Raw genomic sequence first — 24,718 nt, 5'->3', positions numbered from 1 at the left:
GTTTGTTCAGCTGATTTTTTCCACCCGGCATATCAGGGCTGAATGGGGCCAGCTGCCGATTTCAGGGCTGCAGTGTTCCTCGTCCATGGGACAGAGCACGTTGGCATTGGACTCCAATGCTCCAAACAGATCAGGCGTTCCCTCCTTTCTTTCAGGAAACCACCACCCATGCTGAACATCCACCATTTGAGGATGCATGATGGTCGAAGTCCTGAGACGCATTTTTATTCTGCCCTTGGGGTTGACAACATGAACCCATTCATTTTCCGCTAATCCATATTGGACGGCTGTGTCTGGATGCATCCAGACCAGCGGGTCAGGCACCTGCTCCCTGGCTGATTCAATCTGGCGATGTTCAGAATGGTACATGGGCATGAATCGGCTGCCGGTGATCAGGATCAGGGGGTATTGTTTGGTCAGTTCCGGATCAGCCTCGGGGCTCCAGAGGGGTTCCTTATATCTGGGCAGGGGATCGCAGCCGAGATCCTCAAACACTGTGGAATACAGCTCCACTTTGCCTGAAGGAGTTCCAAAGCCGTATTTTTCATACTGTCTGTATTCCCGTTTGCCAAAGAATCCGTAGGTTTCACTCAGTTCCCGGAAGGTCACTCCTGCCGGCTCCAGACAGTAGTCATAAACCTGTTCCAGGTTTTTCCAGGGCCAGTCCTGTCCCTGCCCCAGACGAAGCCCAAGACCCCGGTAGAATTGATAGGTATCCCTGCGTTCATACAGGGGTTCAAGTCCCTGGGGGCAGGTCATGCAGAAGCCTCCGCTGGTCCAGAGCTGAGGCTGCTCAACAGTGGTTGCCGATGGAAATACATAGTCGGCCAGGGCTGCTGACGGGGTCATATAGTACTCCATGACCACATAAAGATCCAGGGAAGTAAGAGCGTTATGGGTCAGGTTGACGTCAGGAAAGGCCAGCATGGGGTTGTTGGCCACAGACATCATGGCCCGGACTGGATAAGGTTTTCCGGTTATGGCAGCTTTGAAGATTTCCCGCAGATGACCTACACAGGTCCGGTACATGGAGGGCGGGTCAATGTATCCCTGGGGAAGCCGTTTATTGTTCTGGACATTTTTTTCCCAACCCGGGAAGCCGAAAAAGGGATACTTGTCAATGCCGATCTGCTTGGCCCTTTGTTCCGGCCCTATGGCATCGCTCTGGACCAGGTCGAACTCACCCCTGACCCTGGCCATTTCCGGGGCCTGACTCATGATTTCGCCGCCGGGGATCTCCAGGTTTCCGGTTATGGCCCTTAATATGGCTCTGGCCCTGGCACACTGGTTGGAGTTGATACCCTGCTTGTCCAGGCCATATCCATAGGGAATTACAGCCGGGCTCGTGGTGGCATACATCCTGGCCGACTCCAGGATATCCTTTTCAGGAATCCAGGTGATTCTGGACACTTTTTCCGGGGTGTAGTCCTGGACTGCCAGCTTAAGCCGGTCAAATCCCTTTGTCCATTTTTCCACGAATTCCCTGTGGTAAAGGTCTTCCTCAATGATAATCCTGATCCAGGCCAGCATCAGGGCCAGATCTGTTCCGGGTCGGATCTGAAGCCATTTATCCGCAAACTTGGTTTCCTCAATTTGTCTGGGGTCAATGACGATGAATCTGGCACCCTGCTGCCTGGCATGTTCCAGGGCTGGATAGGAAGTCACCGGGGCTGACTTGGAGGCGGCCCTGCCCCAGATGACCACGCACCTGGCGTTTCTGACGTCACCTCTGGCCATGCCTCCGTAGGTGGCAAATTCAGTAGCATAGCTGGGACACATGCAGATATTGTTGGCCCCACCAATATTGGGTGATCCGAATAAGTTGAAAAAACGCCTGCAGTCCCAATGGTGGGTCCGGCTGGTTCCGTGGGTAAAGGCCAGGGTTTCAGGTCCATGTTCATCCCTGAGCCGGGAGAGCTTTTCGGCCACTTCGTCCAGGGCCTGGTCCCAGGAGATTCTTTCCCACTGTCCCTGTCCGCGTTGACCTGTTCTTTTCATGGGATAATTGATCCGTCCGGGGTGGTGGATATGCTCGGGCATCAAAAGGGCCCGCTGGCATATGACCCCCCTGGTCAAAGGGTGGTCCGGGTCACCAGTGACCTGAATCACCTTCCCTTTTTTCATATGCAAAAGGATTCCGCATCTGGGATGACACAGCCCGCAATAGCTTTTACGGGTTTCGTCCCGGTCAGGGCTGATCTGGTCCGGATCATAGGCGTATAAACGCATGCCCATGGAGCTGAACACCAGTCCTCCTGCAGCCAGGGCTGAACTGTGCATGAACTTTCTTCTGGTGATGGACATGAGAACCTCCTTTGTTTATTCAAGGCACCAGACTCCTGAAGGACTTTGAAAATCCGGATATTGCAGGTAGCCTGGACTCTGGTTATGCTTTCACATGTTAAGATCGAGGGGCGGTTTTTTGGCGGTCATCAGGCTGAGATCCTTCTGGTGAGATTCAGGTCTGGCTAAGACAATTTCGGCCGGTTATTACGAGATTCCCACTCCACCTTGAGTGCTCGAAATGAAAGGCATTCCTTAAGGATACGTTCAAATGACCGGTTTCGGTTAAAACTAGTTACATGCTAAGAACATGAAAAAACTCCTGTCAAGGATATTTGCAAAGGAATGGATTTGAACAGCGTGTTTCTGGCCCTGTCACCCATATTCATCCTCATCCTCATGGGATGGGTATTTCAGCGCATTGGATTCCCAGGATCATCATTCTGGCCCATGGCTGAAAGAATCACATATTATGTTTTTTTCCCGGCCCTTTTGTTCTTCAGCCTGTACAGCGCCGACTTCAGCCAGACCCGGTTCTGGTCCATGGCCCTGGCTGTAAGCGTTCCCATGCTTGCTACCAGTCTGATCATGCTCCTGCTTCGGCCTGTGTTCAGGGTCAGTGAAGCTGATTTTTCCTCCTTGTTTCAGGGTGGGCTCCGGCCCAACACCTATGTAGGTATTTCAGCGGCCTTTGTATTCCTGGGGGCCGAGGGCCTGGCCCTGGCGGCCATGGTCATAGCTGTAATGATTCCTTTGGCCAATTTCATCAGTGTGGCAGTGGTGACCAGGTTTGGAAATAATCAGAGCAAGGGGTGGAAAAAAGCTTTTATCTCTTTGGTCAGCAATCCTCTGATTCTGGCCTGCTTTCTGGGGATCGGAGTTAATTTGAGCGGACTGAGACTTGTTCTGGGTACAGAAGAGGTGGTGCGAATTCTGAGCCAGGCGTCTTTGTCCCTGGGCCTGCTGGCTGTTGGGGCAGGACTGGAGTTCAGGGGCATTGCCTCCAAATGGAGACCAATTCTATGGTCTTCAGTATTCAAACTGGTTCTGCTCCCTCTGCTGATGGGGCTGATGTCTGTCTGGGTGGGCCTGGACCAGCCCTCAATTCTGGTGGTGGTTGTGTTTGCGTCTCTGCCCTGTGGAGCTGCAGCCTTTGTCATGGCCAGACAGCTGGGCGGAGGTCTGGACATGATGGCTGCCATCATCACAGTTCAAACCGTTGTTGCTGCAGGATCAATGCCCCTGCTCATTGGCCTTTTTTCCTGATGGTTCAGGTTTTTGATGATTGCCCTGGTAAGGGGGGATCAGACGACCGGGTTAAAAAAAAGAATTGCTCCTAAAAAAGTGATGAACACTGCTCCTATCAAGGCAGGGATATGGTAAATCCTTGAGCTTAGAAAGGTTGATGAAAAAGCCCTGGCCAGAATATTTCTGGCCCAGAGGGAGACCAGGGCAAAGGAAACCGTGGTCAGGGCAAGGCCGGCAGCCAGGAAAAACATGGCCAGGATTCCGGCAGCAAGGATATCCAGGCTGATGGAAAAGAAAAGGATCAGGGCTGCTCCTGGGCAAGGCACAAGTCCCACAGCCAGACACAGGGAGAGAATGCCTTTGTTGTCAGGATCAGAATTGCAGCAGGCGCATTGATCAGAAGAGTCTTGAAAAATTGAGCGCAGCGATTTCCAGGCCAAAAATAACCCCACCAAGACAATCAGACCGGCACTGATTTTCTGCAGATGCCCACCGGCATCGTCCACTGATCCCAGTCCTCCTGATTTGAGCACGAAATAGAATAAAAAGACCAGGATAACGGCTGAGAGGACGTGGAGAAAACTCATGAGGCTGCCCATGAGCACCCCCTGTTTGACTCTGGCCCTTCTGCTTAAAAAATAGGTGCTGACAAAGACCTTGCCATGGCCCGGACCCAGGGCGTGAATCACACCGTATGCAAAGGCCAGCCCCAGGTAAGACCAGAAAGCAGTTCCCCAGGGGTTTTCCTTGATCTGGCGGGCATAAGTTCCTGCTGTCTGTCTGATCTGGGACTGCCAGAGAATTATTCTGGCCATGGCCTTCTGACCCTGCTCCTTGATCCATCCAGGCAGAAGATTCCCTGGGGAGAAAGTTTGTTCTGTTTTTTCCTGATCAGTTGCTGCTGGAGCCTGGAAAGGGCTCTGGGCTGATGCCTGGCCGGAAAGACCCAGGAAGAGCAGAAAAAATAGAGTGATGGATAAGGGTCTGATCATGAAGGAACAATGGACACCCTGACAGCAACAGGGGTTACGAATCCGAAATAGTAGGTCAGTTCGGGCATTTTTTGGGTAGTGACGCTGGTTTTCCACTCAGCGGTGCTTCCCCTGAATTCGACTTCCTGGGGCGGGAAAAAGATCTGGCAGTAGAACGACTCATCATAAACAGCAATGAAGATATCTTTTGTACTGGAATCAATGCTGATGTTCAGGGGAACAAAGAAGGAATACACAGCCATGTTGTTTTCGATTCTGACGGAAAAGTTCTGGATTTCCCTGACCGGGATTTCCTGACCGTTGTTCAGTACTCTGGTGAAATAGCCGTGGTTTTTTAAATTTTTAAATGCCTCCTGGTAAAGCCTTTGGGTCTCTTCAGGAGAGAATTGACCGTCCTTGTCAGTGTCGTACTCATCAATGACCCAGGCACTGAAATATTCATCAAAGGACCAGTGCTGCCAGAAACCCTTGATTCCTTTTTGGTCCAGCTCAATCTCAAGTTCTGACTCCACAAAAACATGGGGATGAGAAAAGACCGGTTTAAAGGATAAAACAAGGGCCACCAGCCCGGACAGGATTATAAAAAGTGTCCGGACAGGTGGCGCCTGGGTTGTCTTGATGCTGGGCATATACAGATTATATGTATTTTCCCGCAGGAATCAAGGATGCTTTATTCTATCTGACAAGCCCCTTGAGATGGTCCAGGGCTTCCTGGAGTTTGTCAATGGCTTCCGTGAGTCCGTCCTTCAGATTATCTCTGAGGTCCGGAAGGATTCGGGTTGCTGGCTGGTCAGGCTCGTCAACTTCGACCACAGGGGCCACAGCTGGAAGCCTTCCCACTAAAGCATCAATGGAATCGTCCAGGGTCTGATGCATGACCACCTGCCTGGAATCGGCCAGGATGATTCGCCTGAGTTCCGGGAACTCCAGGGCGTCTGGCGTCAGAAATACCGGTTCAGCGTACAGCAGGGAATCTCCCACTGGAATGACCAGCAGGATACCCCGGAAGACCTCGGAACCGGCCTGACCCCACAAGGTGAACTGCTCGGAGATGATAGCGTCGTTGTCAATCCTGGCCTCGACCTGGTTGGGTCCGTCCACGTGCCGGCCAGTGGGGAATCTGAAGAGCATCAGTTCGCCGTAGTTCTCTCCATCGCTCCTGGCCGCCATCCAGCCCACCAGGTTGTGCCTGTTGATGGGAGTGAAGGGCTGAATAAGGAGGAATTCTTCTTTTTCTTCGCCAGGGAGCCTGGCCACGATATAGTAGGGCCTTAGCACCTCGGTCCGGCCAAAGGAGTGCTGGACCGGAACGGACCACTGATCTTCCTTGTTATAGAATACAACAGGATCTTCCATGTGATACTGCAGAAGCATCTGGGTCTGGACCGTGAACATGTCCTGAGGGTAGCGGACATGTTCCCTGAGGTATTCAGGCATTTCTTCCATGGGTTTGAAAAGGTCCGGGAAGATGGCCTGATAGGTCTGGATAATGGGATCATCAGGATCTGATACATAATAATCAATGGTGCCGTGATAGGCATCTACTACAGCCTTGACACTGTTGCGGATGTAATTGAAGGAGTTCTGCCACGGGGTTGAGTATGGATAGCGGGTGGTAGTGGTGTAGGCGTCCTGGATCCAGAAGAGCCGTCCGTCAGCAACCACACTGTAAGCTTCCCGGTCTTTCTTTAAAAAGGGAGTAATGGTCCTGAATCTCTGGGGCACGGTCCGGCGGTACTGAATAAGACTTTCAGGGGTTATTTCGCCGGAGATCAGGATGTTGATGTCTCTGAATTCCCAGGCATACATGAGCCTGCGGAAGAAGGAATTGAGGGCAACACCGCCTTCGCCTTCATAGTGGGTATAAACCGGTCCTTCTTCACCCGGGTAGTTGAATTCCTGCATCCTGGTCCGGACAATGAGGTAGTTGAGGCTCTTGAGTCCATAATAAATCTCAGGCCGATCAAGTCCAATCTCGCCCCTTGGAGGGAGATCCTGGATAAAAAAGCCGGGTCTGCCGCCTTCCTCAACTTCAGTAACAGGGGTCATGGCCACCCCGTATCCATGGGTGAACTGGAGATGCCTGTTAACCCAGCGCTGGGCTTCGGTGGGCAGCTTGTCTGCCGAGAGTTCCCGGGTGGCCAGCATGACCTGCCGCAGTTCATCATTTACAGTGTACCGGTCAGTATGCACGGCCAGAAAGTCGTAATACAGCCGGAAAAACTGGATCTGGTTGTAGCTTTGGAGCAGAGGACCTTCATCCCAGAGGCGGACGTTCTGAATGGTCCCGGGGTTGTCTTCAATGGTCTGCCTGTCCAGAGCACCCCTGGCTGGATGGCTTCTGGTGGTCATCTGGTTCAAGTTAAAGGCATCGCGGGTGTGCTTAATGTTCTCAGCCAGATAGCTTCTTTCCCTGGCCAGTTCGCTGGGTTCGACCACCAGACGCTGGACCAGGCCCGGAGCTACGCTTCCAGCCAGGATGTTCAGGCCGAACCAGAGGCCCACGCCTACCAGGATAGCCTTTTTGCCTTTGTAAAATGCCGCAGCCACCAGGATTCCGGCACAGGCCAGGGCCACAAGGGTCATGGTGGTCAGGGCTGGAAGCACAATATTATGGTCTGTGTACCCGACACCATAGACAGCGCCCAGGGGAGAATAAAGAAGTTCGTAACGGCTGAGCCAGTGTCCTAGAGCCACCAGGACCATGACCCCGGCACCCAGGAGGGCCAGGTGAGATTTGACCCTTCCAGTGAAGGAGAACATTTCTCCCCGGATGGTTACGCTGATATAGTAGTAGCCTCCTACAAAGAGCATGACAGCTATTAACACGGCCACCAGCCAGGAACGGAAAAAGTCAAGGGCTGGAAGCACGAATACGTAAAAGGAAAAATCTCTGCCAAATACTGGATCGGTTTCTCCAAAGGAGACGTGGTTCAGAAAGCGAAGGACCATTTCCCATTCATAGGCAGGGGCCCGGCCCAGGAAATAGGCTCCAAGAACGGTGACTCCAACAAGGCCCCAGCCCAGGAGCCTTCTGGCTGACTGGTAAAGATGAGCAGGGACCTGAGGATTGATGAGCTTGTACTTTCCGGCATAGGTATGGGCCAGATAGAGGTTGGGCACTATCAGGACCAGGACCAGGCCAACTCCCAGCAGAAAGAGTCCGACCTTGGTGGTGACAACTTTCAGCAGGACCGACTCATAGCCAAGGCCCTGGTACCAGAGCCAGTCTGTGTAGAATGATTGGGCCCAGCTGATTCCCATCCAGAGGAAGATGAGGGCCAGGGCAAATAGACCATACCTGGTAAAACGGTAGATCTTGGAGATGTCCAGGTCTTCAAGGTTAAACTGGGGAGTTTGCTGGTGTGGACCACCCGGTCCGGTGGGGCCACCCGGGCCGAAAACATTTTGCATGACATGACCTCGTTTAAAACAGTACTGCGTTTAATGTTAATGTGAATTTTTGTACTAAAAGGAAAAAATTCACAGGTCAATGAATTTTAGCCGGTTTCCAGAAAGGATGGGCCGGCTCATCGGTCTGGACCGGGCTGAGGCTGATAAGAGTTTTTAGCGATGATCAGGAGAAAATCAGGGAGAGAAAGCTCATCCTGGCAAAAATTCCGCCCACCAGGAATGCAGTGGTGCTGGTCACCAGAAGCATGAAAAACGCGGTCTTGACGCTGAACTCTCTGGCCAGGGTAGCCACAATGGCAATGCATGGCACATAAAATAGACCCACCACCGCCCCGACAAAGAGCTGCAGGGTGGTGAGCTGCATTTCAATAAGGGGAAGCACGGCCAGTTCCCGGCGCATGATTCCCAGGATAAGAGGAATGGATGCTTCCTCCGGGAGCCTGAGCCAGTGGACCACCAGGGGACTCAGGAAGCTGCCCGCTGCAGCCATGATTCCTGTTTCATAGAGCACAGCTGCAATTCCCACTGCCACCACCATGGGCAGGGCTCCGTCAGTAACGTAGCGTTTGAGCCTGACCCAGATCTTTTTGGAAAGTACGTCCACTCTTGGGGGGAGAAGTTCAGGGATTTCCATGATAGTCAAAGGCCTGGGGCCTTTAAAGAACTTGTCCATGATGATCCCCACCAGGATCAGGGCGGCAAAGGAGACTAGAAATACTGCCACCACAACGCTGACCGAACGTTCCGAAAGCATGGCGATGAAGGCCCCGGTCTGAGAGATGCATGGAATGGCCATGCAGATCATGGTGGCGATCATAATCCTTTCCTTGCCCGAAGACAGGGCCCGGCTGGCCAGGATTCCGGGAATTCCACAGCCGTAGCCCAGGAGTAAAGGGATTATGCTTGATCCCTGCAGGCCTATCTTATTTAAAAGGCCGTCCAGGAGCACCCCGAGCCTTGGCAGGTAGCCGCTGTCTTCAAGCACGGCCATGACCCCGTAAAATGACAGCACATAGGGCATGACCAGGGTGAAGGGCCATTCAATGCCTTTGACCAGAAAGCCGTACTCTCCCACCATGATATTGCGGATGATGCCTGGAGCAATGAGTGCCTCCACGATCTGTACGATCTGGGGAATAATCAGGCCGCGGAAGAGGGGCAGAAGGATGAGCTGGCGCATCTGCATGCCGATGCCCACCACTAAGGCGAAGGACAGGATCAGGATAAGGATGGCCAGAGGCAGGCCCGGCCAGGGATGGACCAGTCTTTCCCCCCAGACCTTTCTTTTGGAAATTTGTTGGGTTTGCCCAGGGCGGCAGACCTTTCTGGTCAGCTGCTCAGCCATGGACCACAGATCTGCATCCCCTGGCTTCCAATTGACTTTGGGCGCAGACGGGGCCCTTAACATCGACTCAACAGCTTTTTCCAGCTCGGGCAGCCCCTTTTTTTCAATGGCCACCATGGGGACGACTGGCACGCCGAGTTCTTTGCCAAGGGCGTCCAGGTCGATGTCCAGGTTTTTGTCCCTGGCCAGGTCTATTCTGTTCAGAGCAATAATGGTGGGAAGATTGAATTCCAGGACCTGCAGCAGAAGGTAGAGGCTGCTCTCCAGATTGTTGGCGTCAACAACGCAGACAACAGCGGCCGGTTTGGCAGAGAGGTCGTCAGCGCAGACCTCTGTGTCCTCCCGGCAGTGGGCGCAGGTGGATTTAGCTCCGGGCTTGTGTTTTCCCTGAAGCATGTCCACGGCTACCTGTTCGGCCTGATTGGTGGCACTCAGGGTGTAAGTACCCGGGACATCCACCAGAAAAAGCTTTCCATTGCCAAAGTTTGTTTTTCCGGCCACGAACTCTACCGTGGTTCCGGCATAATTGGCGCAACTTACGTTGAGGCCGGTCAGGTGATTGAAAATAACGCTCTTGCCCACATTAGGCGGGCCCATGAGCAGAATATGATTTTTAGTCATGCGCAGGGCAGGATGCGTGTCGGTTCCTCAGGCGGATCCTCCGGGCCAGGGACCTGGCCACAGCTGTGTGCCGGCCTTCAATTTCAGCTACCACCGGTCCTCCGAACCGTGTGCGGCAACGCAGGCAAACCTGTTTTCCAGGCCTGAAACCCAGGGCACTCAGGAGGGATTCTTCAGGAACAGCATCAATTTCGCCTGTCTCATTCAACTGAAGGCAGTCAAGAGTCATTGTATCAGGGGAGGCAGCAATGTCAGAACATTGAGCGTCAGCAGGACAGTTTCCTCGTCCAAACCATTGCTTAAACATATTCAGGCTCCTTTATTTCTGCGAAATCAGCAACTTGCAGTGCGATTGCCGTGATTGCCGATTTGACTTTCAATATCACCAGGAAATTTTATAAAAAAGTCAAGGACTGGCTTGACTTTGAATGTAATTATCAAATTATATTTTTTAGAAAAAGTCAAGAGCAAATATCATAATTAATCCTTCAGAGGAGTTTTTTTCAGGAGAACACTTTTTTTACCCAAAGGCTGGCTAACTTCCTGACAAACGACCCGGTCTGCTGTTCCAGCAGGGTTGGTTTCCTTATATATGGTTTTTAAACTGCCTCTGGGACCTCTGAATATTATGCCTGCGTCCTGATCCATGGAATTCAGGGCCCGTTCAACTACCCGGCCCATGGGACTGACGTGCAGGGACAACCATATAAAGTCATACCCGGAATATTTCATTGATGTGCCACAGCCCTGGGTAATTCTGATCTGATGATCAAGCTTATGATGAGCTACGGTCTTTCTGGCCCGGTCCAGAACACCTTCATCAGTGTCGACAGCTGTAACCATCAAACCTCTGGAGGCAAGAAAAAGGGCGGTCATGGGATAGGGGCCGCAGCCAATGTGCAGTACTTTCATGCCGGGAAGAGCTTTGGACAGGGATAATTCTCGTTGGACCATGCTGGAATAAAAAAACTTGAAGTATGCCCTGCCCAGCCAGGGGCAGGCAGAACCCAGTGACTCCATTTTTTTAATGAAAAAAAGAAACAGGGAGCTTAGCTTAATGCTGCCTTGCCCGGTTTCTGCCCAGGCTGTTTCCTTGGTTACGGGAATGGTTTTCATTTTTTTCCTGAAGTTGTGTTTTGGTTGAAGATTGATGGTCAGGCCTGGATCGTGGACTGGTCAGGCTCAGAACGGTGCAGGGCCAGGCTGTCTTCTCTGAGCAGGACCAAGCAGGACCCTGCTGACAGAAGCAAAGGAAACCAGAAGGTTGTCAGTCTGGAAACAAGTGCTATGGCCAGCCCTTCAGCCGGACTCAATCCGCCCAAGGTAAAGAGCAAGGTCATGCCGCCCTCATAACTGCCCAGGCCTCCAGGGAAAATCGGGATCATGCTGATCATGTATGCAAAAACTGTTGCCAGCCCGATGACCACCGGGTGGACATCCATGCCTAGAAAAGAGCAGGCCAGATATACCTTGACCGGGTAAAGTATCCAGATAGCCAGGGAAACCGTGAAGACCCCCATGGTTTGCCTGAAGTCCAGCAGCCCAGAAGCTGAAATCCTGGCCTGAGCCAGAAAAAGGCCGGCTTTGGAAAAAAACTTTTTCAGTCTGGAAAGTTCGGCCCTGGCTGGTTTGATTGTTTTGGGGCTGGACGAAGAAGGAAGCCGGTAACAGATCAGGCCCAGGACAAGGCAGATCAGGACCAGTCCGGCTAGAGAAACATAAAAGACCCAGGGCAGGTCAAAATAAAACAGTCCAGGGGCCAGAAGGAGCAGGCAGAGCAGGGCAAAAGGTGACATGGTCAGAAATTTGTGGACAAGCATCACCCCTGCCAGCCCCTCGAGGGGCTGGCAGGTCTTTTTTCTGAGCAGGTATATCTTGGCTGCCTCCCCTCCAAGCTTAACTGACGGAGTCAGACTTTCCACCAGCGCTGCGGCCTGGTTGATCAAAAAAACAGTTCCAAAGGATATCCTGGAGTTGCGGCTCAGAAGAAAGTGCCATATCCAGGCGCCAGCCAGCAGAGTCGCCAGCTGCAGGGAAAAGAGGATCAGCACGGACTGCGCGGTAATGACTGTCAAAGCTTCTCTGACCTGCCCGGCGCCAAAAGCCAGGGCAAGGACTATGAGTCCGGCCACTCCCAAGAAAAATAGAATTATCCTGGTCATGAATCCTTCAGGCTGCGTTGAGGTATAAGACCGAACGGTCAAAGGTGCGCATGGGCTGGCTGGCCACTCCGGCAGCCGTCTGGTCGGTCAAAAGGTTGTCGTAATGATCTCTGTAGGCCGGGCTGGGAAGCCGGAAAATGAGTCTGGCCCCGGAGCAGGCGGTTTTTTTCATGACCTGCATGATCCGGTTCTTGGGCTCGGCCTGCAGGGCAACAATGGCGGCGGAAAAAGGCCTGTCAAAAGGCTCTGTACCGTTTTTCCGGATTACTGAAATCCTGTGTCCAAGACCGGCATTATGCACACATTTTCTGGCCAGAGCCACAGCCCGGGGATCAATATCCACAGCATAGACCCTGGCTCCAGTCAAAGTGGCCAGATAGAGAGCCGTGAAAGGTACTGCTCCGCAGCCTATGTTTAAAACAACATCAGTGGAGCACAGTCTGCCAAGGCGGATCTCATTCTCCAGGACCTGCTTGTACGGCTTGGAATAGACCCAGGTCAATACCCTGGAGGCACTGCTTAATTTTTCCCAGGCTTTAATTACAGGAGGTATCCAGCTCATCTTAAACCTCTTCTTGATTAGCGGACTGATTTTCATAATCATTAAATTTGCATTAAAAAAAAGTCAAGCAAAGTTGACTTTTTTAGACTGTCTTTCGCAGGTAGTTCTGCTAGCCTGGACTGGCAGGACTTGTCAAGTCAGTTTTTTAGCACATTCACTGCAGTGGCCGTAAAGGTACATGCAGTGGCCACTCAGGGTGAAGCCGTGTTTCTTGGCCAGTTTCTCCTGGAGCCGTTCGATTTTTTCATCCACGACCTCCACACTTTTGCCGCATTCCTTGCAGATGAGGTGATCGTGATGGCTCTGGCCGAAATAAGGCTCATATCTGGTGACTCCGTCTCCGAAATCAACTTCCCTGGCTATCTTTGAATCTGAAAGAAGCTTAAGGGTGCGGTACACAGTGGCCTGCCCTATGGAGGGGTCATTTTCCTTGACCAGTCCGTAGAGTTCTTCAGGAGAGATGTGATCCTTTACATTCCAGAACACATCAAAAATAATGCCTCGCTGAGATGTGATCTTCAGCTTTTTTTTGGCCAGATAATTGAAGAATTGGTCTCGTGCTTCCTGCATGGTACCTGTATGTATAAAATTGATTTTTAATATCCTTATCTTGGGTCAAGTGCCTTTGTCAATGTTATTGTTTGAATATTATAGCACTGCAGTTTAAAAAGTGAAATACAGGATATCTGGTTCCAGCACTTTATTTTTCCACCGGATTTGGATAGGTTGGATAAAGTTTAAAAAACATATTGTTTTTTAAAAAAGAGGACGTTGTGATCAAAATATTTTATTGCCCCCAGATGGCCACCCTGGCTCAGGAGCTTGGCCGGATCAGCCATGAGTTTGAGCTGGGCGAGATATCCTGGCGGAATTTCAGAGACGGATTTCCAGATCTCAAGGTCCTGGATGCCCCGTCCCTCCGGAACAAGCCGGTGGTGTTCCTGGCATCTCTGGAAGATCCAGGAGAAATATTCAGACAGCTTTCAATAATTTACGAACTTCCCAGACTGGGAGTAAAGTCTCTGAAGGTCGTTCTGCCCTATTTCCCCACTGGAACCAAAGAAAGGGTGGATGAAGAAGGGGAAATCGCCACAGCAGCCACCCTGGCCAGGATGCTTTCCCGGGTTCCAGGTACCATGACCGGGCCGGCCCAGATTCTTATTTATGATATCCATGCCCTGCAGGAGAGATTTTATTTTTCCGACCAGATCATTCCAAGGCTGGAAACAGCGATCCCCCTTTTGTTGGACCGGATTGGAGGAATGAATGATATTACAGTAGCTTTTCCCGACCAGGGGGCCTGCAAGCGGTTTGGGCGGATGTTCAAAGGCTACCCCCTGGTCACGGCCCACAAGGTCCGGGAAAAGGATGGGCGCAGAGTGGTCATCAGGGATGGAGAGCCTAGAGGCAGGCATGTGGTGATTGTTGACGATCTGGTTATGACTGGAGGTACTCTGATCCAGTGCCGGGAGGTTTTGATGAAGGCCGGGGCAGCAAAGGTGAGTGCCTTTGTCACCCATGGAGTTTTTCCGGATGGTGCCTGGAAAAGGTTTGCAGCAGATGACTTCACCCATTTCTGGATGACTGATTCCTGTCCAGGGACCGTCAGTCGCATTGCCGGGAAAAAGCCTTTTGAAGTTCTGTCTCTGGTCCGGGACATTGCCGGCCGGATAATTCCTGATGCATGAGCCCTCCCTGGACCCTTACCAGTCTGACCAGGTTCTGTTAACCATCCTGCTCTTCCCGGCCGGACTGGTCCAGCTTCCGGTAAAGGGTTCTTCGGCCGATGCCCAGGATTGAGGCCGCCTTTCTCTTGTTGCCCTGGACTCTTTCCAGGACATGCCTGATGTAGTCCTGCTCGACCATGGCCAGGGATTTCAGATGTTCAGAGTTCCAGGCTGTCCGGGTGGGCAGATCTTTTATCCCGGGGATCAGGGCAGTTGATTTCCGTATCCTTGAGGGCAGATGCCGCGGCAGGATCAGCTTGCCGTCGCAAAAGGTCACGGCCCTTTCCACGGCATTTTTCAGTTCCCTGACATTGCCTGGAAAGGGATACTGTTCAAGCAGGAGCAAGGATGATTCGTCAAACCCCTGAATGTTTTTGCCTGTTTGGACATTAAATGTCTGTAGAAATTTTCCAGCCAGCAGCTCCAGATCTTCCTGGCGGTCTCGCAGGGGAGGGATATTTAAGGTAAAGGTCTCCAGCCTGAAAAAAAGATCATCTCGAAAGTTGCCGTTTTTGGTTTCCTGCTCAAGGTCCCGGTTGGTTGCGGCCAGGACGCGGACATTGGTCTCCTGTTCATGGTTGGCCCCCACCGGCCTGATTTTTCCGTCCTGCAGGGTTCGCAAAAGTTTGGCCTGCAGCAGCAGAGGCATTTCTGAAATTTCATCTAAAAGAAGGGTTCCGTTATGGGCTTCAGCAAAGAGTCCGTCTCTGGATCTGCCGGCTCCGGTAAAAGCTCCGGATTTGTGGCCGAAAAATTCGCTTTCCAGAAGGTGTTCCGGCACCCCTGCGCAGTTTACAGCCAGAAAAGGACCTTCATGATGACGGCTCTCCTGGTGGATAGCCCTGGCCACCAGCTCCTTGCCAGTGCCTGATTCACCGACAATAAGAACCGGACCGTCAGCCTTGGCCACCCTTCTGATCTGATCAAACAGAAGATTCATGGCCCTGCTTTTGCCGAAAAGACCGTGAAATCCGTCGTCGTGGAGCAGGCTCTTGATCATGCTTATTTCCATGCGAAGCCTGCGGTTGCGCAGGATCCGGCTGACAGTGATCATAAAGTGGTCCAGGTCCAGGGGTTTGGTCAGAAAATCCTCAGCTCCGGCCTTGAGGGTCTCCACAGCTTTGGAAATGGTGCCAAAAGCGGTGATGACCAGAAAGTCGGGCGGGGTTTCAGGGTAATCCCTGTGGGTCTTCAAGAGCAGATCCAGTCCGTTGGCCCCGGGCAGCCTCAGATCGGTGATGACCATGTCTGGAAGCCATTTTTCCATGATCTGGGCTGCTTCTTCTGCACTTCCGGTCCACCGGGCCTCAAGTCCATGGTCCAGAACTTCCTCCTTGAGCAGATTTCCCAGTTCCTGGTCGTCTTCAACAATGAGTATCCGGGCATTATCCGGCAGGGTGTGGATTGTCATGATCCATCCTCTAAAGAAGACCGGTCAGATTTGCTTTCCAGGCCGGTCTGGTTGTTTTTTTCCGGGCTGTTAAGGGGAAGGGTGATCCGGAAGCAGGCTCCGCCGAGACTGCTTGGAACCACCATGATCCTACCTTTGTGTTCTTCAATGATTCCATGGGCCACTGACAGCCCCAGTCCTGTTCCAGAGCCTACGTTTTTGGTAGTGAAAAAAGGCTCAAATATCCTTTGTCTGATCTCGGCTGATATTCCTGGTCCATTGTCATCCACCTGGAGCCAGGCATTTTTATGATCCATCCCCCAGGAAAGAACTACCTGGCCCTGACCGGCTGCATGGATTGCATTGCGCAAAAGATTGACCAGGGCCTGTTCAATGCGGATGGGATCAACCAGGATATTTTTTTTCAGGCGTTCTCCATCTGCCCTGATCTGGCAGTTCAGCCTGACAGCCTCTTCAGAAACCGCAGCCAGGGATGAATGGGCCAGCATGCTCAAGGAGGTCTGCCTTTTCTGAAGTGAGGAACTTCGGCTGAAATCCAGAAGCTGTCTGATAATATATTCCATGCGGCTGACTTCACCCCGGATGCTTTGGAAGGATTCAGCCAGATGTCCGGGAATATCCTTGTGCCGCAGGGCCCGCTGGGCTTTGGCGCTGACAGTGCTCAAAGGTGTACCCAGTTCATGGGCTATGCCGGCTGAAAGCCGGCCAATGGCGGCCAGCTTCTCAGATCTTCTGAGCTGCTCCTGGAGGTGTTCCTGTTTTTGGCGTCTCTTTTTCAGCTCAATCTGGGCTTCATCAATGCTGTCCAACATCTGGTTGAACTGACGGCCGATGACCATGATCTCTCTGGGACCTTTGGCTTCAAAGCGGTGTCTGGTATCTCCGTCAGCCACTCTGGACATGCTCTTGATGAGTTTGGCAAAATGTCTGCCCAGGGCCCGGTGCTGGCCGTAGAGCACCAGGCCGGTCATGATGAGCAGGCCTAGGCCCATGACCACCTGTCCCTGGGTCCTGATGCTTTGGATGTATTCTATGAAATCGCTTTTTTTGCGGGTCAGCTGGAGCATTCCACTTACCCTTCCCCCTGAATCCGTCAAAGGTATGAAGTAAGAGTAGACTTCACTTCCAGCCACGTCTCCGTATTCTCCATGCTCTTCACCTTCGTCAAGGAGCCCGATGAGCTTTTCGCTTTCAGGTTCAGCCTCCAGAGCTCCGGCCAGGGCCACTTCCTTTCCATCCTGATCATAAAGATAGGCACTGTAGATTTCACCAATGGAAAAGACTGAATCCAGGGCACTGTAGATGGCCCTTGTTTCGTCCCATTCCAGAGCATAGCTCAGGGGAAGCTGGAGGGACTTGGCAATGAGTTCCAGATCCCGCTGCATGCTTTGTTCGACGTTTTTTTCCAGGGCGGACAGAGCCAGGTGACCAGTAATGCCAAGGGCCAGGGTCAGGGGAATGATGACATATGCCACCAGGGCGGCCCGGAGGCTGAAGCTGGCCAGGAATCCATGGATTCTGCCCAAGGGCTTTTGTCTTTTGTTGCACATGTGTCACTATGTATACAATTGTGGGCTGATTTTCAAGAACAGGAAAAAGGTGGACTGCTTCAATCTGCTGCCTGGCATCTATGGAAGTCAGAGGGCTCAATCCTCAAAGGCTGAGAAAACAGTTTAGCAGGACCTGGAGTACTGGATTTTTTCTCTTTAATTTCCAGGGGAGATATCCTATGTTTTTGAACCAGCAAAAGGACAGTCCAGTGTCCAGAAAAAAGAGAATCAAAACTGCCAACAATAACAAAGGAGTAGCCATGATTCAGGAAGCACCTGATCGAAATCTGGCCCTTGACCTGGTTCGGGTTACTGAGGCCGCTGCCTTGTCTTCCTCCCGCTGGCTGGGCCGGGGAGACAAGGTCCAGGGGGACAAGGCTGCAGTGGATGCCATGCGCCTCAGTTTCAATGCTCTGGAGATCAGGGGAACAGTGGTTATAGGTGAAGGGGAAAAGGATGAGGCCCCCATGCTTTACAATGGCGAAAAACTGGGTACCGGCAAAGGTCCGGAAATGGATGTGGCGGTTGACCCGGTTGAAGGAACAAGGCTTCTGGCCTACGGGCGGCCCAATGCCATTGCAGTGGTGGCTCTGGCCCCCAAAGGGTCAATGTACGATCCCGGCCCTGCCTATTATATGAAGAAGCTGGTTGTTCCGGCCCAGGCCAAATACCAGGTGGACATCAAAATGCCGGTGGCTGAAAATCTGCGTAAGGTGGCCAGGGCCATTGGCAAGGCAGTGGACGACCTGGTGGTCTTTGTCCTGGACAAGCCCCGGCACAGGGATCTGATCAGTGAGATTCGTCAGGCCGGCGCCAGGATCCAGCTCCATACAGATGGAGACGTGGCCGGAGCCCTCATGGCTGTTACTCCGGGAGGAGACGTGGATGTAATGATGGGTACCGGCGGCACTCCCGAAGGTGTGCTGGCAGCCACGGCCATCCGGGTCATGGGCGGAGAGATGCAGGGCATGCTTGATCCCCAGTCAGAAGAGGAAACCAAGGCCTTGCTGAATGCCGGGTACAATCTGAACCAGGTCCTGACCCTGGAAGAGATGATTTCCAGCGATGACGTATTTTTTGCAGCCACCGGCATTTCCGGTGGAACCTTTCTCAAGGGAGTGGAGTTTACCGGAGAAGGAGCCATTACCCATTCCATGGTTATGCGCGGTAGAACAGGAACTTTCAGACGCATCGAGGCCCTGCACTCCTTTGACAAGCTCATGCGGGTCAGCGCCATCAAGTACAGATGACTCTGGCTGTTTTTTTGACCACTGTCCGGTCCTGGCTGCTGCCGGACCTTGTTTAATAAACCCATTGCCAGCCGGCCTGGTCCAGGTTTTTCCCATAAAGGCAGCCCCAGCCTCATGGGAACCCCATTAGGCCGGGCAATGCCTTGTTGCAACCATTTGGAGAAGCGTGATGAAAAGTGATAATTCAGTTATAATTTCCCCTTCCCTTTTATCTTCTGATTTTACCCGGCTGGGCCAGGAACTGACTGATCTGGAAGAGGCAGGCCTGACCTGGGTCCATTGGGACATCATGGATGGGGCCTTTGTGCCCAACATCACCTTTGGCCCTCCGGTGGTGGCTGCCTGTCGGAAAAAAAGCCGCCTCTTCTTTGACGTCCATTTGATGATCAAGGACCCCGACAGATATCTGGAGGACTTTGCCAGGGCCGGGGCTGATCTTTTGTGTGTCCATGCTGAGGCCTGTACTCACCTGGAACGTACAGTGGCTGAAATCGCCCGCCTGGGAGTGAAACCGGCTGTGTCCCTGAACCCGCATACCCCTTTGAATGTCCTTGAGTATATTCTGCCACAGCTTGACATGGTTCTTATCATGAGTGTCAATCCCGGATTCGGGGGGCAGAAATTTATTCCGTTCAGCATGGACAAGATCAGGGATCTCAAGGAAATGATCAGGAAAAAAAATGCCCGGACCCTGATCCAGGTGGACGGGGGGGTTACTCCAGAGAATACATATGAACTGGTCAGTCAGGGGGCTGATGTTCTGGTATCTGGGTCGGCTTTTTTCGGATATCCTCCCTACCGGGAAAGATTAAAGGTCTTTGAAAAGGCTGCCCTGGGCCAGGCCTAAAAGATATCTCCAGGCTGGCCTTAATGGAAACCATTAATTTTTTCCGGTACCTGATTGTTTCTGGATTGTTTCCTGTCCGGGCCTGGTCTTAGAGGCCCGGACAGGATCTGCTGAAGGGCGTCTCTACCTGACCACACTCAGAAAATGAAGGTGTTTTTCATAATGATCCAGGACATCAGTGATGATCTGTTCCCTGGTCCAGTTCATTACGTCATAGTCCTGGCCGCCTTCACTTAAATGGACTTCGGCCCGGTAATACTTCAGTTTTTCCGTGCGGTCCTTTTTGGTGTCGCGCAGGGCAAAGGCGGGCGGGGTGTGGGGTCTTGGCCGGACCGAATAGAAAAAGTCAATCTCTTCACCGTGCAGGACCTCCATCCAGACCCGGCCATCATCTTCGTCCAGAACCCTGGCCTTGACGTCTCTTTTTTTCAGTTCCTGGACCACCTCATTCAGGGCTGGCTTAGCAGTATCCCTGATAAAGGTTTTAACTTCATCCATGGTGGGCTGGTGGATAAGAGTTTTTAGCCTTTTTTTCCAGGAATCCGGACTGTGGTGAGGAATTGTGGGCATCAGGGTGGCGGTGCGCAGACTTGCCCGTTTGACCACTTCAATACGCAGAGCCCGGAGCAGGCCCCAGCACATGAGAAGCATGATCACGGTAAAGGGCAGGGCGCTGGCAATGGTTGCGGTTTGCAGGGCACCCAGTCCTCCTGCCAAAAGAAGGGCTGCAGCTACGACTCCTTCGGTGCAGGCCCAGAAAATTCTCTGCCAGACAGGAGCATCCTCTTCACCCCCTGAAGTCAGCATGTCAATGACCAGAGAGCCCGAGTCTGAAGATGTGACAAAGAATGTCACCACCAGGATGGTGGCAACCAGAGAGGCCAGGGTGGAAAAGGGAAGATGTTCAAAAAATTGAAAAAGGGCCACAGTGGTGTCTGCGGACACGGCATCTCCCAGCTGGGTTATGCCCTGGACCAGAATCATGTGCAGGGCTGTGTTGCCGAAAAAGGTCATCCACATGAAGGTGAAGCCCACCGGGACCATGAGCACTCCCATGACAAATTCCCTGATGCTCCGGCCTTTGGAGACCCGGGCAATGAACATGCCCACAAAGGGGGACCAGGCAATCCACCATCCCCAGTAGAAAAGGGTCCATCCGCCCAGCCAGGTGGTGGGCTCATAGGCATAGAGGTTGAATGTCATGGAGATGATGTCAGCCACATAAGCGCCGACATTCTGAGTAAAGGCCTGCATCAAAAATACTGTTGGCCCTGCCACCAGGACAAAGCCCACAATGGACACAGCCAGGATCATGTTCAGCTCTGACAGTCTGCGGATTCCTCCGTCCAGCCCCAGCACAACCGAAATCGTGGCCATGGCGGTAATGACTGCAATCAGGATTATCTGCACAAACACCGTGTTGGGTACACCAAACAGGTATTCAAGACCGGCATTGACCTGCATAACCCCCAGTCCCAGGGATGTGGCCACGCCGAACATGGTCCCGAATACGGCAAAGATGTCGATGGCATGCCCCAGGGGTCCGTGGATGCGCTCCCCGATCAGGGGGTAAAAGGCCGACCTGATGGTCAAAGGAAGGTCATGGCGGTAGGAAAAGTAAGCCAGGGAAATGGCCACCACCGCATAAATGGCCCAGGCATGGACTCCCCAGTGAAAGAAAGTAATCTTCATGGCCTCCCGGGCGGCCTCAATACTTTCAGCCTCTCCCACCGGGGGACTCATGTAATGCATGACAGGCTCTGCCACCCCGAAAAACATGAGACCAATGCCCATGCCGGCTGAAAAGAGCATGGCAAACCAGGACATGTAGGAGTAATCGGGTTCACTGTGGTCCGGCCCTAATTTGATGCTGCCGAATTTGGACAGACCCAGAAAGACCACGAATAAAAGAAAGGAGGCCACTGCCAGGATGTAAAACCAGCCCACTGTCTCAGTAATCCATCCCTGGATGCTCCCGAATATCTCAGCAGCTTTGTCCGGGCTGAGCAGGGTAAACACTACGAACAGGACCGTAATTACAGCGGATCCAAAAAAGACCGGGGGATTGATTTTGTACCAGGAACGCTGGTGGTCAGATTTATTCTCGGCCAAGCTGCACCTCCTGTGGGTTGTACGATCTTTGGAGTCTGGAATTTTTAGACTCTTTCAAGTTTGGTGTGGTCGATATCTGCCAAGTACTTTAAGTCAAAGGAAGCCTTGTTTTGCAAACAGGTCTTTATTTCATTCCTGAGACAGGGGCGGTTCGGACAATTCCCCGCAAAAGCCGACCCAGGATATCCGAGCCGGTGATAACGTGCTTTTCTTCCCCCCAGTACAAAATGATGTCCTGGTCGATGACATCGTCGTCCGCCCTTTCCGGATTGACCTTGAGGCGAGGGATAACCTGGCCCAAACTCATGAGGCCGTTTTTCACGATTATGGGTCGGTGACAATGTCTTGAAGGGCTGGATTTGTCCGGATTAAAAAGTGCGTCACGGAGAAACTTGTCAGAATTCAGGGTCAGTCGCGGTTCACCGTCCTGGTCGGTCAGAATGATCCATTTTTTCCCAGAAGCCTGGACCCTGGTCAGGAAGTCGTTTTCAAGATCAGAAGTGATTTCCGGGAATACCGGTTTATTGCCGTTAAATTCAATCCTGATTATACTTTGAGGATCTATGGCCTCACCTTCGGCAGCCACCGGCAGGTCGTCCAAAGCCAGAAAGTTGAGGCTGCCCTTGCCTTCGACCCGGTCGATTTCGCTTTCAGAGGATTTCATGTGCATTTCAATGAGCTGACGCAAATCGTGTTCCTTGAAATAGGTGATGGCTTCAGGGCCCAGCCAGCGATCCAGGATCAGGGCTGTGGGTTTGGCAACAGGATAAAGGATCACCTGATATACCCTGAGCACAGGTGAGAGCAGGGCTCCCATTTTAAGGGCGTTTCGGGAAAAGTAGGCCTGAGGCATTATCTCTCCGAAGATGGTGATGACCACAGTGGAAAAGAAAAAGGCCAGGACCCCGGTCAGGACCGAACCGGACAGGAGAGCCAGTAAAACGTTGACACCTACGTTGGACCAGAGGATGGTGACCAGGAGAAAATTTGAATCCTGTCTGAGGGACAGGACCTTGAGGGCGTGCCCATTGTTTTTGGAGGCCTCCATCTCCAGCTGAAGCTTGCTGATGGTGAAACAGGCCAGGTTCAGTCCAGAGAGCATTGCTGATTGTGATATGCAGACTGCAATGCCAATCCAGGTCAGTGTGGTCATGATAATTTTATCTGGTCAGGTTTAGTGGTTGAGCCAGCAGTGATCCCATGCAGCTGAAGAATAAAGAGGATAATCCCCTGACTGGCAGCTAAGCTGATTTTTTAACAAAATATTTTGGATGCACCCCGTGGCTGGCCAAGGTGACTGACATGTTTTGAAAGTTACTGCAAGGTCACAGAAAAGAGGTAATAAATCAAACAGCCTGTTTGATAAGGACTTTTTCACACTGCTAAAGACCATGAAAGCTGAAATTATGTCTGGAAAAAAATATTTGTCAATGACCCGGGATGAGTTTCTGGTCCGGGGAATAAGCCGTCCAGACGTAATCCTGGTCAGCGGGGATGCATATATTGATTCAGCTTTTTCCGGAGTGGCCGTCATTGGCCGGGTCCTGGAAGGAGCAGGATACAGCGTGGGAATTATTGCCCAGCCAGACACCTCAGGTCCCCAGGACATAACCGCCCTGGGTCAGCCCAGGCTTTTCTGGGGGGTCAGTGCAGGCTGTGTTGATTCGGAAGTGGCCAATTTCACGGCCCTGGGCAAGCCCCGCAGGCAGTGCGACTTTACTCCAGGCGGCAAAAATGACCAAAGGCCGGATCGGGCCTGCATTGTCTACGCAAATCTGATCCGCAGGTATTTCAAGGATACGGTGCCCATTGTGTTGGGAGGAATTGAAGCCAGCCTGCGCAGAGTAGCCCACTATGATCAGCGGACCAACCGGGTGCGCAGGAGTATCCTTCTGGACTCCAAGGCTGACATCCTGGTTTACGGCATGGGTGAAAAGCCGGTTCTGGAAATTGCTTCCAGGCTTTCCAGTGACCAGGGGTTGGAAAGTATTCCTGGAACATGTGTTATGTCGGACCTGGCCCCGGATGACTACCTTGTTCTGCCGGGCTATGAAGCAGTCCAGCATGATCCTGAAGCCTTTGGGCGGATGTTCCGGATATTTTACAGAAACAGTCTTGGACCTGCTGGGCAGGGAATGGTCCAGAAATACGGACCCAGGTACCTTGTCCATCACCCCCAGCCCCAACTGCTGACCAGAAAGGAGCTGGACCGGATTCATGAGCTGCCCTTTGTTAATGATGTCCATCCGTTATGCAGAGCTAAAGGTGAAGTCAGGGCAGTGGAAACCATAAGGGAATCCATCACTACCCACCGGGGATGTTTTGGGGAGTGTTCGTTTTGCGCCATTGCAGTCCACCAGGGACGGAGCGTGATCAGCCGCAGTCTGGACAGCATAGTGCGGGAAGCTCAAGCCATGGCAGGAGAACCTGGTTTCAGCGGAATCATCAGGGATGTGGGCGGTCCCACAGCCAACATGTACGGATCAGGATGTGACCGTTTGCTGCGTGGTGATCCCTGCTCAGACAGACAGTGCATCGGTTTTAAGGGGGTCTGCTCCAGGCTTGGTCAAGGGCATCACAAACAGAAACGTCTCCTGGCCAGGCTTAAGGCCCTGCCCGGGGTGAAAAGGGTAAATATTGCTTCCGGGATCCGCCATGATCTGGTCCTGGCCGATACCAGACATGGTCCGGCCTATCTGGAGCAGGTGATCAGACATCATGTGGCCGGCCAGATGAAGATTGCTCCGGAACACTGCTCTGACGGCATTTTGAAGCTCATGAACAAGCCTCCAGCTGACAAGGCCGAGGCCTTTGCCGGTCTTTACAGAAAACTGGCCCGAAGATTCAGGAAAAATATTTTTCTTTCCTGCTATGTGATGGCGGCTCATCCCGGCTGCACTCTGAAGGAGATGCAGGTCTTCAGCCGGTTTGCCCAAACGAACCTCAGGTTTGTTCCGGAGCAGGTCCAGATATTTACGCCCACCCCTGCCACCAGGTCCACGGTCATGTATTACACCGGGGCTGACCCCCTGACCGGTCAAAAAGTCTGGACGGAAAAAGGGCTGACAGGAAAGCAGCGCCAGAAAGAGGCGATTAAAAAGAGTATACCCGGCAGGTCGGTCCCTGGGAGGGATAAGAAAAAAAGGTCCAGGGCTTTTGGAAAATCTGGAAAAGGCAGAAATAAAAAGGACTGA

Annotated in this window: 19 protein-coding genes; 5 read left to right on the top strand and 14 right to left on the bottom strand. The window is 52.4% G+C overall.

Annotated features, from left to right (window positions below; genetic code table 11):
- Positions 1 to 6: 6 nt before the first annotated feature.
- Positions 7 to 2,304 (bottom strand): molybdopterin-containing oxidoreductase family protein, encoded by a 2,298-nt coding sequence (locus P771_RS0114235; protein WP_084301954.1) that lies wholly within the window; start codon positions 2,302 to 2,304, stop codon positions 7 to 9.
- Between the two features lie 324 nt (positions 2,305 to 2,628).
- Between P771_RS0114235 and P771_RS0114225 the strand changes: the two genes are divergently transcribed.
- On the top strand, positions 2,629 to 3,549 hold the full coding sequence (locus tag P771_RS0114225; protein WP_051617377.1) for an AEC family transporter: 921 nt from the start codon (positions 2,629 to 2,631) through the stop codon (positions 3,547 to 3,549).
- Between the two features lie 38 nt (positions 3,550 to 3,587).
- Here P771_RS0114225 and P771_RS17810 read toward each other — a convergent pair whose 3' ends face one another.
- The 9 genes from P771_RS17810 to P771_RS0114180 all read right to left on the bottom strand — a co-directional run bounded on the left by P771_RS17810 (position 3,588) and on the right by P771_RS0114180 (position 13,197).
- Positions 3,588 to 4,523, bottom strand: a complete 936-nt coding sequence (locus P771_RS17810) for a nickel/cobalt transporter (protein WP_051617376.1) — start codon at positions 4,521 to 4,523, stop codon at positions 3,588 to 3,590.
- Positions 4,520 to 5,152 carry a DUF1007 family protein gene (locus tag P771_RS0114215; RefSeq protein WP_028575664.1) on the bottom strand — a complete coding sequence of 211 codons (633 nt, stop codon included), beginning with the start codon at positions 5,150 to 5,152 and terminating at the stop codon, positions 4,520 to 4,522. The genes P771_RS17810 and P771_RS0114215 overlap by 4 nt, the downstream gene beginning before the upstream one ends.
- Positions 5,153 to 5,198: 46 nt before the next feature.
- A complete protein-coding gene (locus tag P771_RS17805; protein ID WP_051617374.1) occupies positions 5,199 to 7,937 on the bottom strand; it encodes a UPF0182 family membrane protein in 2,739 nt (912 codons plus the stop codon).
- 163 nt (positions 7,938 to 8,100) lie between these two features.
- On the bottom strand, positions 8,101 to 9,903 hold the full coding sequence (locus P771_RS0114205) for a ferrous iron transporter B (protein WP_028575663.1): 1,803 nt from the start codon (positions 9,901 to 9,903) through the stop codon (positions 8,101 to 8,103).
- Positions 9,896 to 10,132, bottom strand: coding sequence for a FeoA family protein (locus tag P771_RS19255; RefSeq protein WP_353740017.1), 237 nt, complete (start codon positions 10,130 to 10,132; stop codon positions 9,896 to 9,898). The genes P771_RS0114205 and P771_RS19255 overlap by 8 nt, the downstream gene beginning before the upstream one ends.
- A 251-nt stretch (positions 10,133 to 10,383) precedes the next feature.
- Positions 10,384 to 11,019, bottom strand: coding sequence for a class I SAM-dependent methyltransferase (locus P771_RS0114195; RefSeq protein ID WP_028575662.1), 636 nt, complete (start codon positions 11,017 to 11,019; stop codon positions 10,384 to 10,386).
- 38 nt (positions 11,020 to 11,057) lie between these two features.
- A complete protein-coding gene (locus P771_RS0114190) occupies positions 11,058 to 12,065 on the bottom strand; it encodes a lysylphosphatidylglycerol synthase transmembrane domain-containing protein (protein ID WP_028575661.1) in 1,008 nt (335 codons plus the stop codon).
- Between the two features lie 7 nt (positions 12,066 to 12,072).
- Positions 12,073 to 12,627 (bottom strand): nicotianamine synthase family protein, encoded by a 555-nt coding sequence (locus P771_RS18515; RefSeq protein WP_161635991.1) that lies wholly within the window; start codon positions 12,625 to 12,627, stop codon positions 12,073 to 12,075.
- A 132-nt stretch (positions 12,628 to 12,759) separates the two neighbouring features.
- The gene (locus tag P771_RS0114180; RefSeq protein ID WP_028575660.1) at positions 12,760 to 13,197 is read right to left on the bottom strand and encodes a Fur family transcriptional regulator; all 438 of its coding nucleotides are present in this window, start codon (positions 13,195 to 13,197) and stop codon (positions 12,760 to 12,762) included.
- A 203-nt stretch (positions 13,198 to 13,400) separates the two neighbouring features.
- On the opposite strand from P771_RS0114180, the gene prs reads away from it, so the two are divergent.
- Positions 13,401 to 14,315 (top strand): ribose-phosphate diphosphokinase, encoded by a 915-nt coding sequence (gene prs / locus P771_RS0114175; protein ID WP_150112214.1) that lies wholly within the window; start codon positions 13,401 to 13,403, stop codon positions 14,313 to 14,315.
- A gap of 37 nt (positions 14,316 to 14,352) precedes the next feature.
- Here the strand turns inward: prs and P771_RS0114170 are convergent, their stop codons facing one another.
- Positions 14,353 to 15,765, bottom strand: a complete 1,413-nt coding sequence (locus P771_RS0114170; RefSeq protein WP_028575658.1) for a sigma-54-dependent transcriptional regulator — start codon at positions 15,763 to 15,765, stop codon at positions 14,353 to 14,355.
- Positions 15,762 to 17,315: a sensor histidine kinase gene (locus P771_RS17790; RefSeq protein ID WP_084301951.1), complete on the bottom strand. Its 1,554-nt coding sequence runs from the start codon at positions 17,313 to 17,315 to the stop codon at positions 15,762 to 15,764. The genes P771_RS0114170 and P771_RS17790 overlap by 4 nt, the downstream gene beginning before the upstream one ends.
- A gap of 260 nt (positions 17,316 to 17,575) precedes the next feature.
- Between P771_RS17790 and glpX the strand changes: the two genes are divergently transcribed.
- Positions 17,576 to 18,565: a class II fructose-bisphosphatase gene (glpX, locus tag P771_RS0114155; protein WP_028575657.1), complete on the top strand. Its 990-nt coding sequence runs from the start codon at positions 17,576 to 17,578 to the stop codon at positions 18,563 to 18,565.
- Between the two features lie 169 nt (positions 18,566 to 18,734).
- Positions 18,735 to 19,412: a ribulose-phosphate 3-epimerase gene (gene rpe / locus P771_RS0114150; protein WP_028575656.1), complete on the top strand. Its 678-nt coding sequence runs from the start codon at positions 18,735 to 18,737 to the stop codon at positions 19,410 to 19,412.
- 123 nt (positions 19,413 to 19,535) lie between these two features.
- Here rpe and P771_RS0114145 read toward each other — a convergent pair whose 3' ends face one another.
- Complete coding sequence (locus P771_RS0114145; protein WP_028575655.1) at positions 19,536 to 21,524, bottom strand: BCCT family transporter; 1,989 nt, start codon at positions 21,522 to 21,524, stop codon at positions 19,536 to 19,538.
- Positions 21,525 to 21,648: 124 nt separating this feature from the next.
- A complete protein-coding gene (locus P771_RS0114140) occupies positions 21,649 to 22,677 on the bottom strand; it encodes a DUF21 domain-containing protein (protein WP_084301949.1) in 1,029 nt (342 codons plus the stop codon).
- 253 nt (positions 22,678 to 22,930) lie between these two features.
- Between P771_RS0114140 and P771_RS0114135 the strand changes: the two genes are divergently transcribed.
- Positions 22,931 to 24,718 (top strand): YgiQ family radical SAM protein, encoded by a 1,788-nt coding sequence (locus P771_RS0114135; RefSeq protein WP_035244743.1) that lies wholly within the window; start codon positions 22,931 to 22,933, stop codon positions 24,716 to 24,718.

The sequence above is a fragment of the Desulfonatronovibrio hydrogenovorans DSM 9292 genome (assembly GCF_000686525.1).
GTDB classification, from domain to species: domain Bacteria; phylum Desulfobacterota; class Desulfovibrionia; order Desulfovibrionales; family Desulfonatronovibrionaceae; genus Desulfonatronovibrio; species Desulfonatronovibrio hydrogenovorans.
The sequence above is the reverse complement of the archived record's forward strand: the minus strand, read 5'-3'. Positions and strand labels throughout refer to the sequence as shown.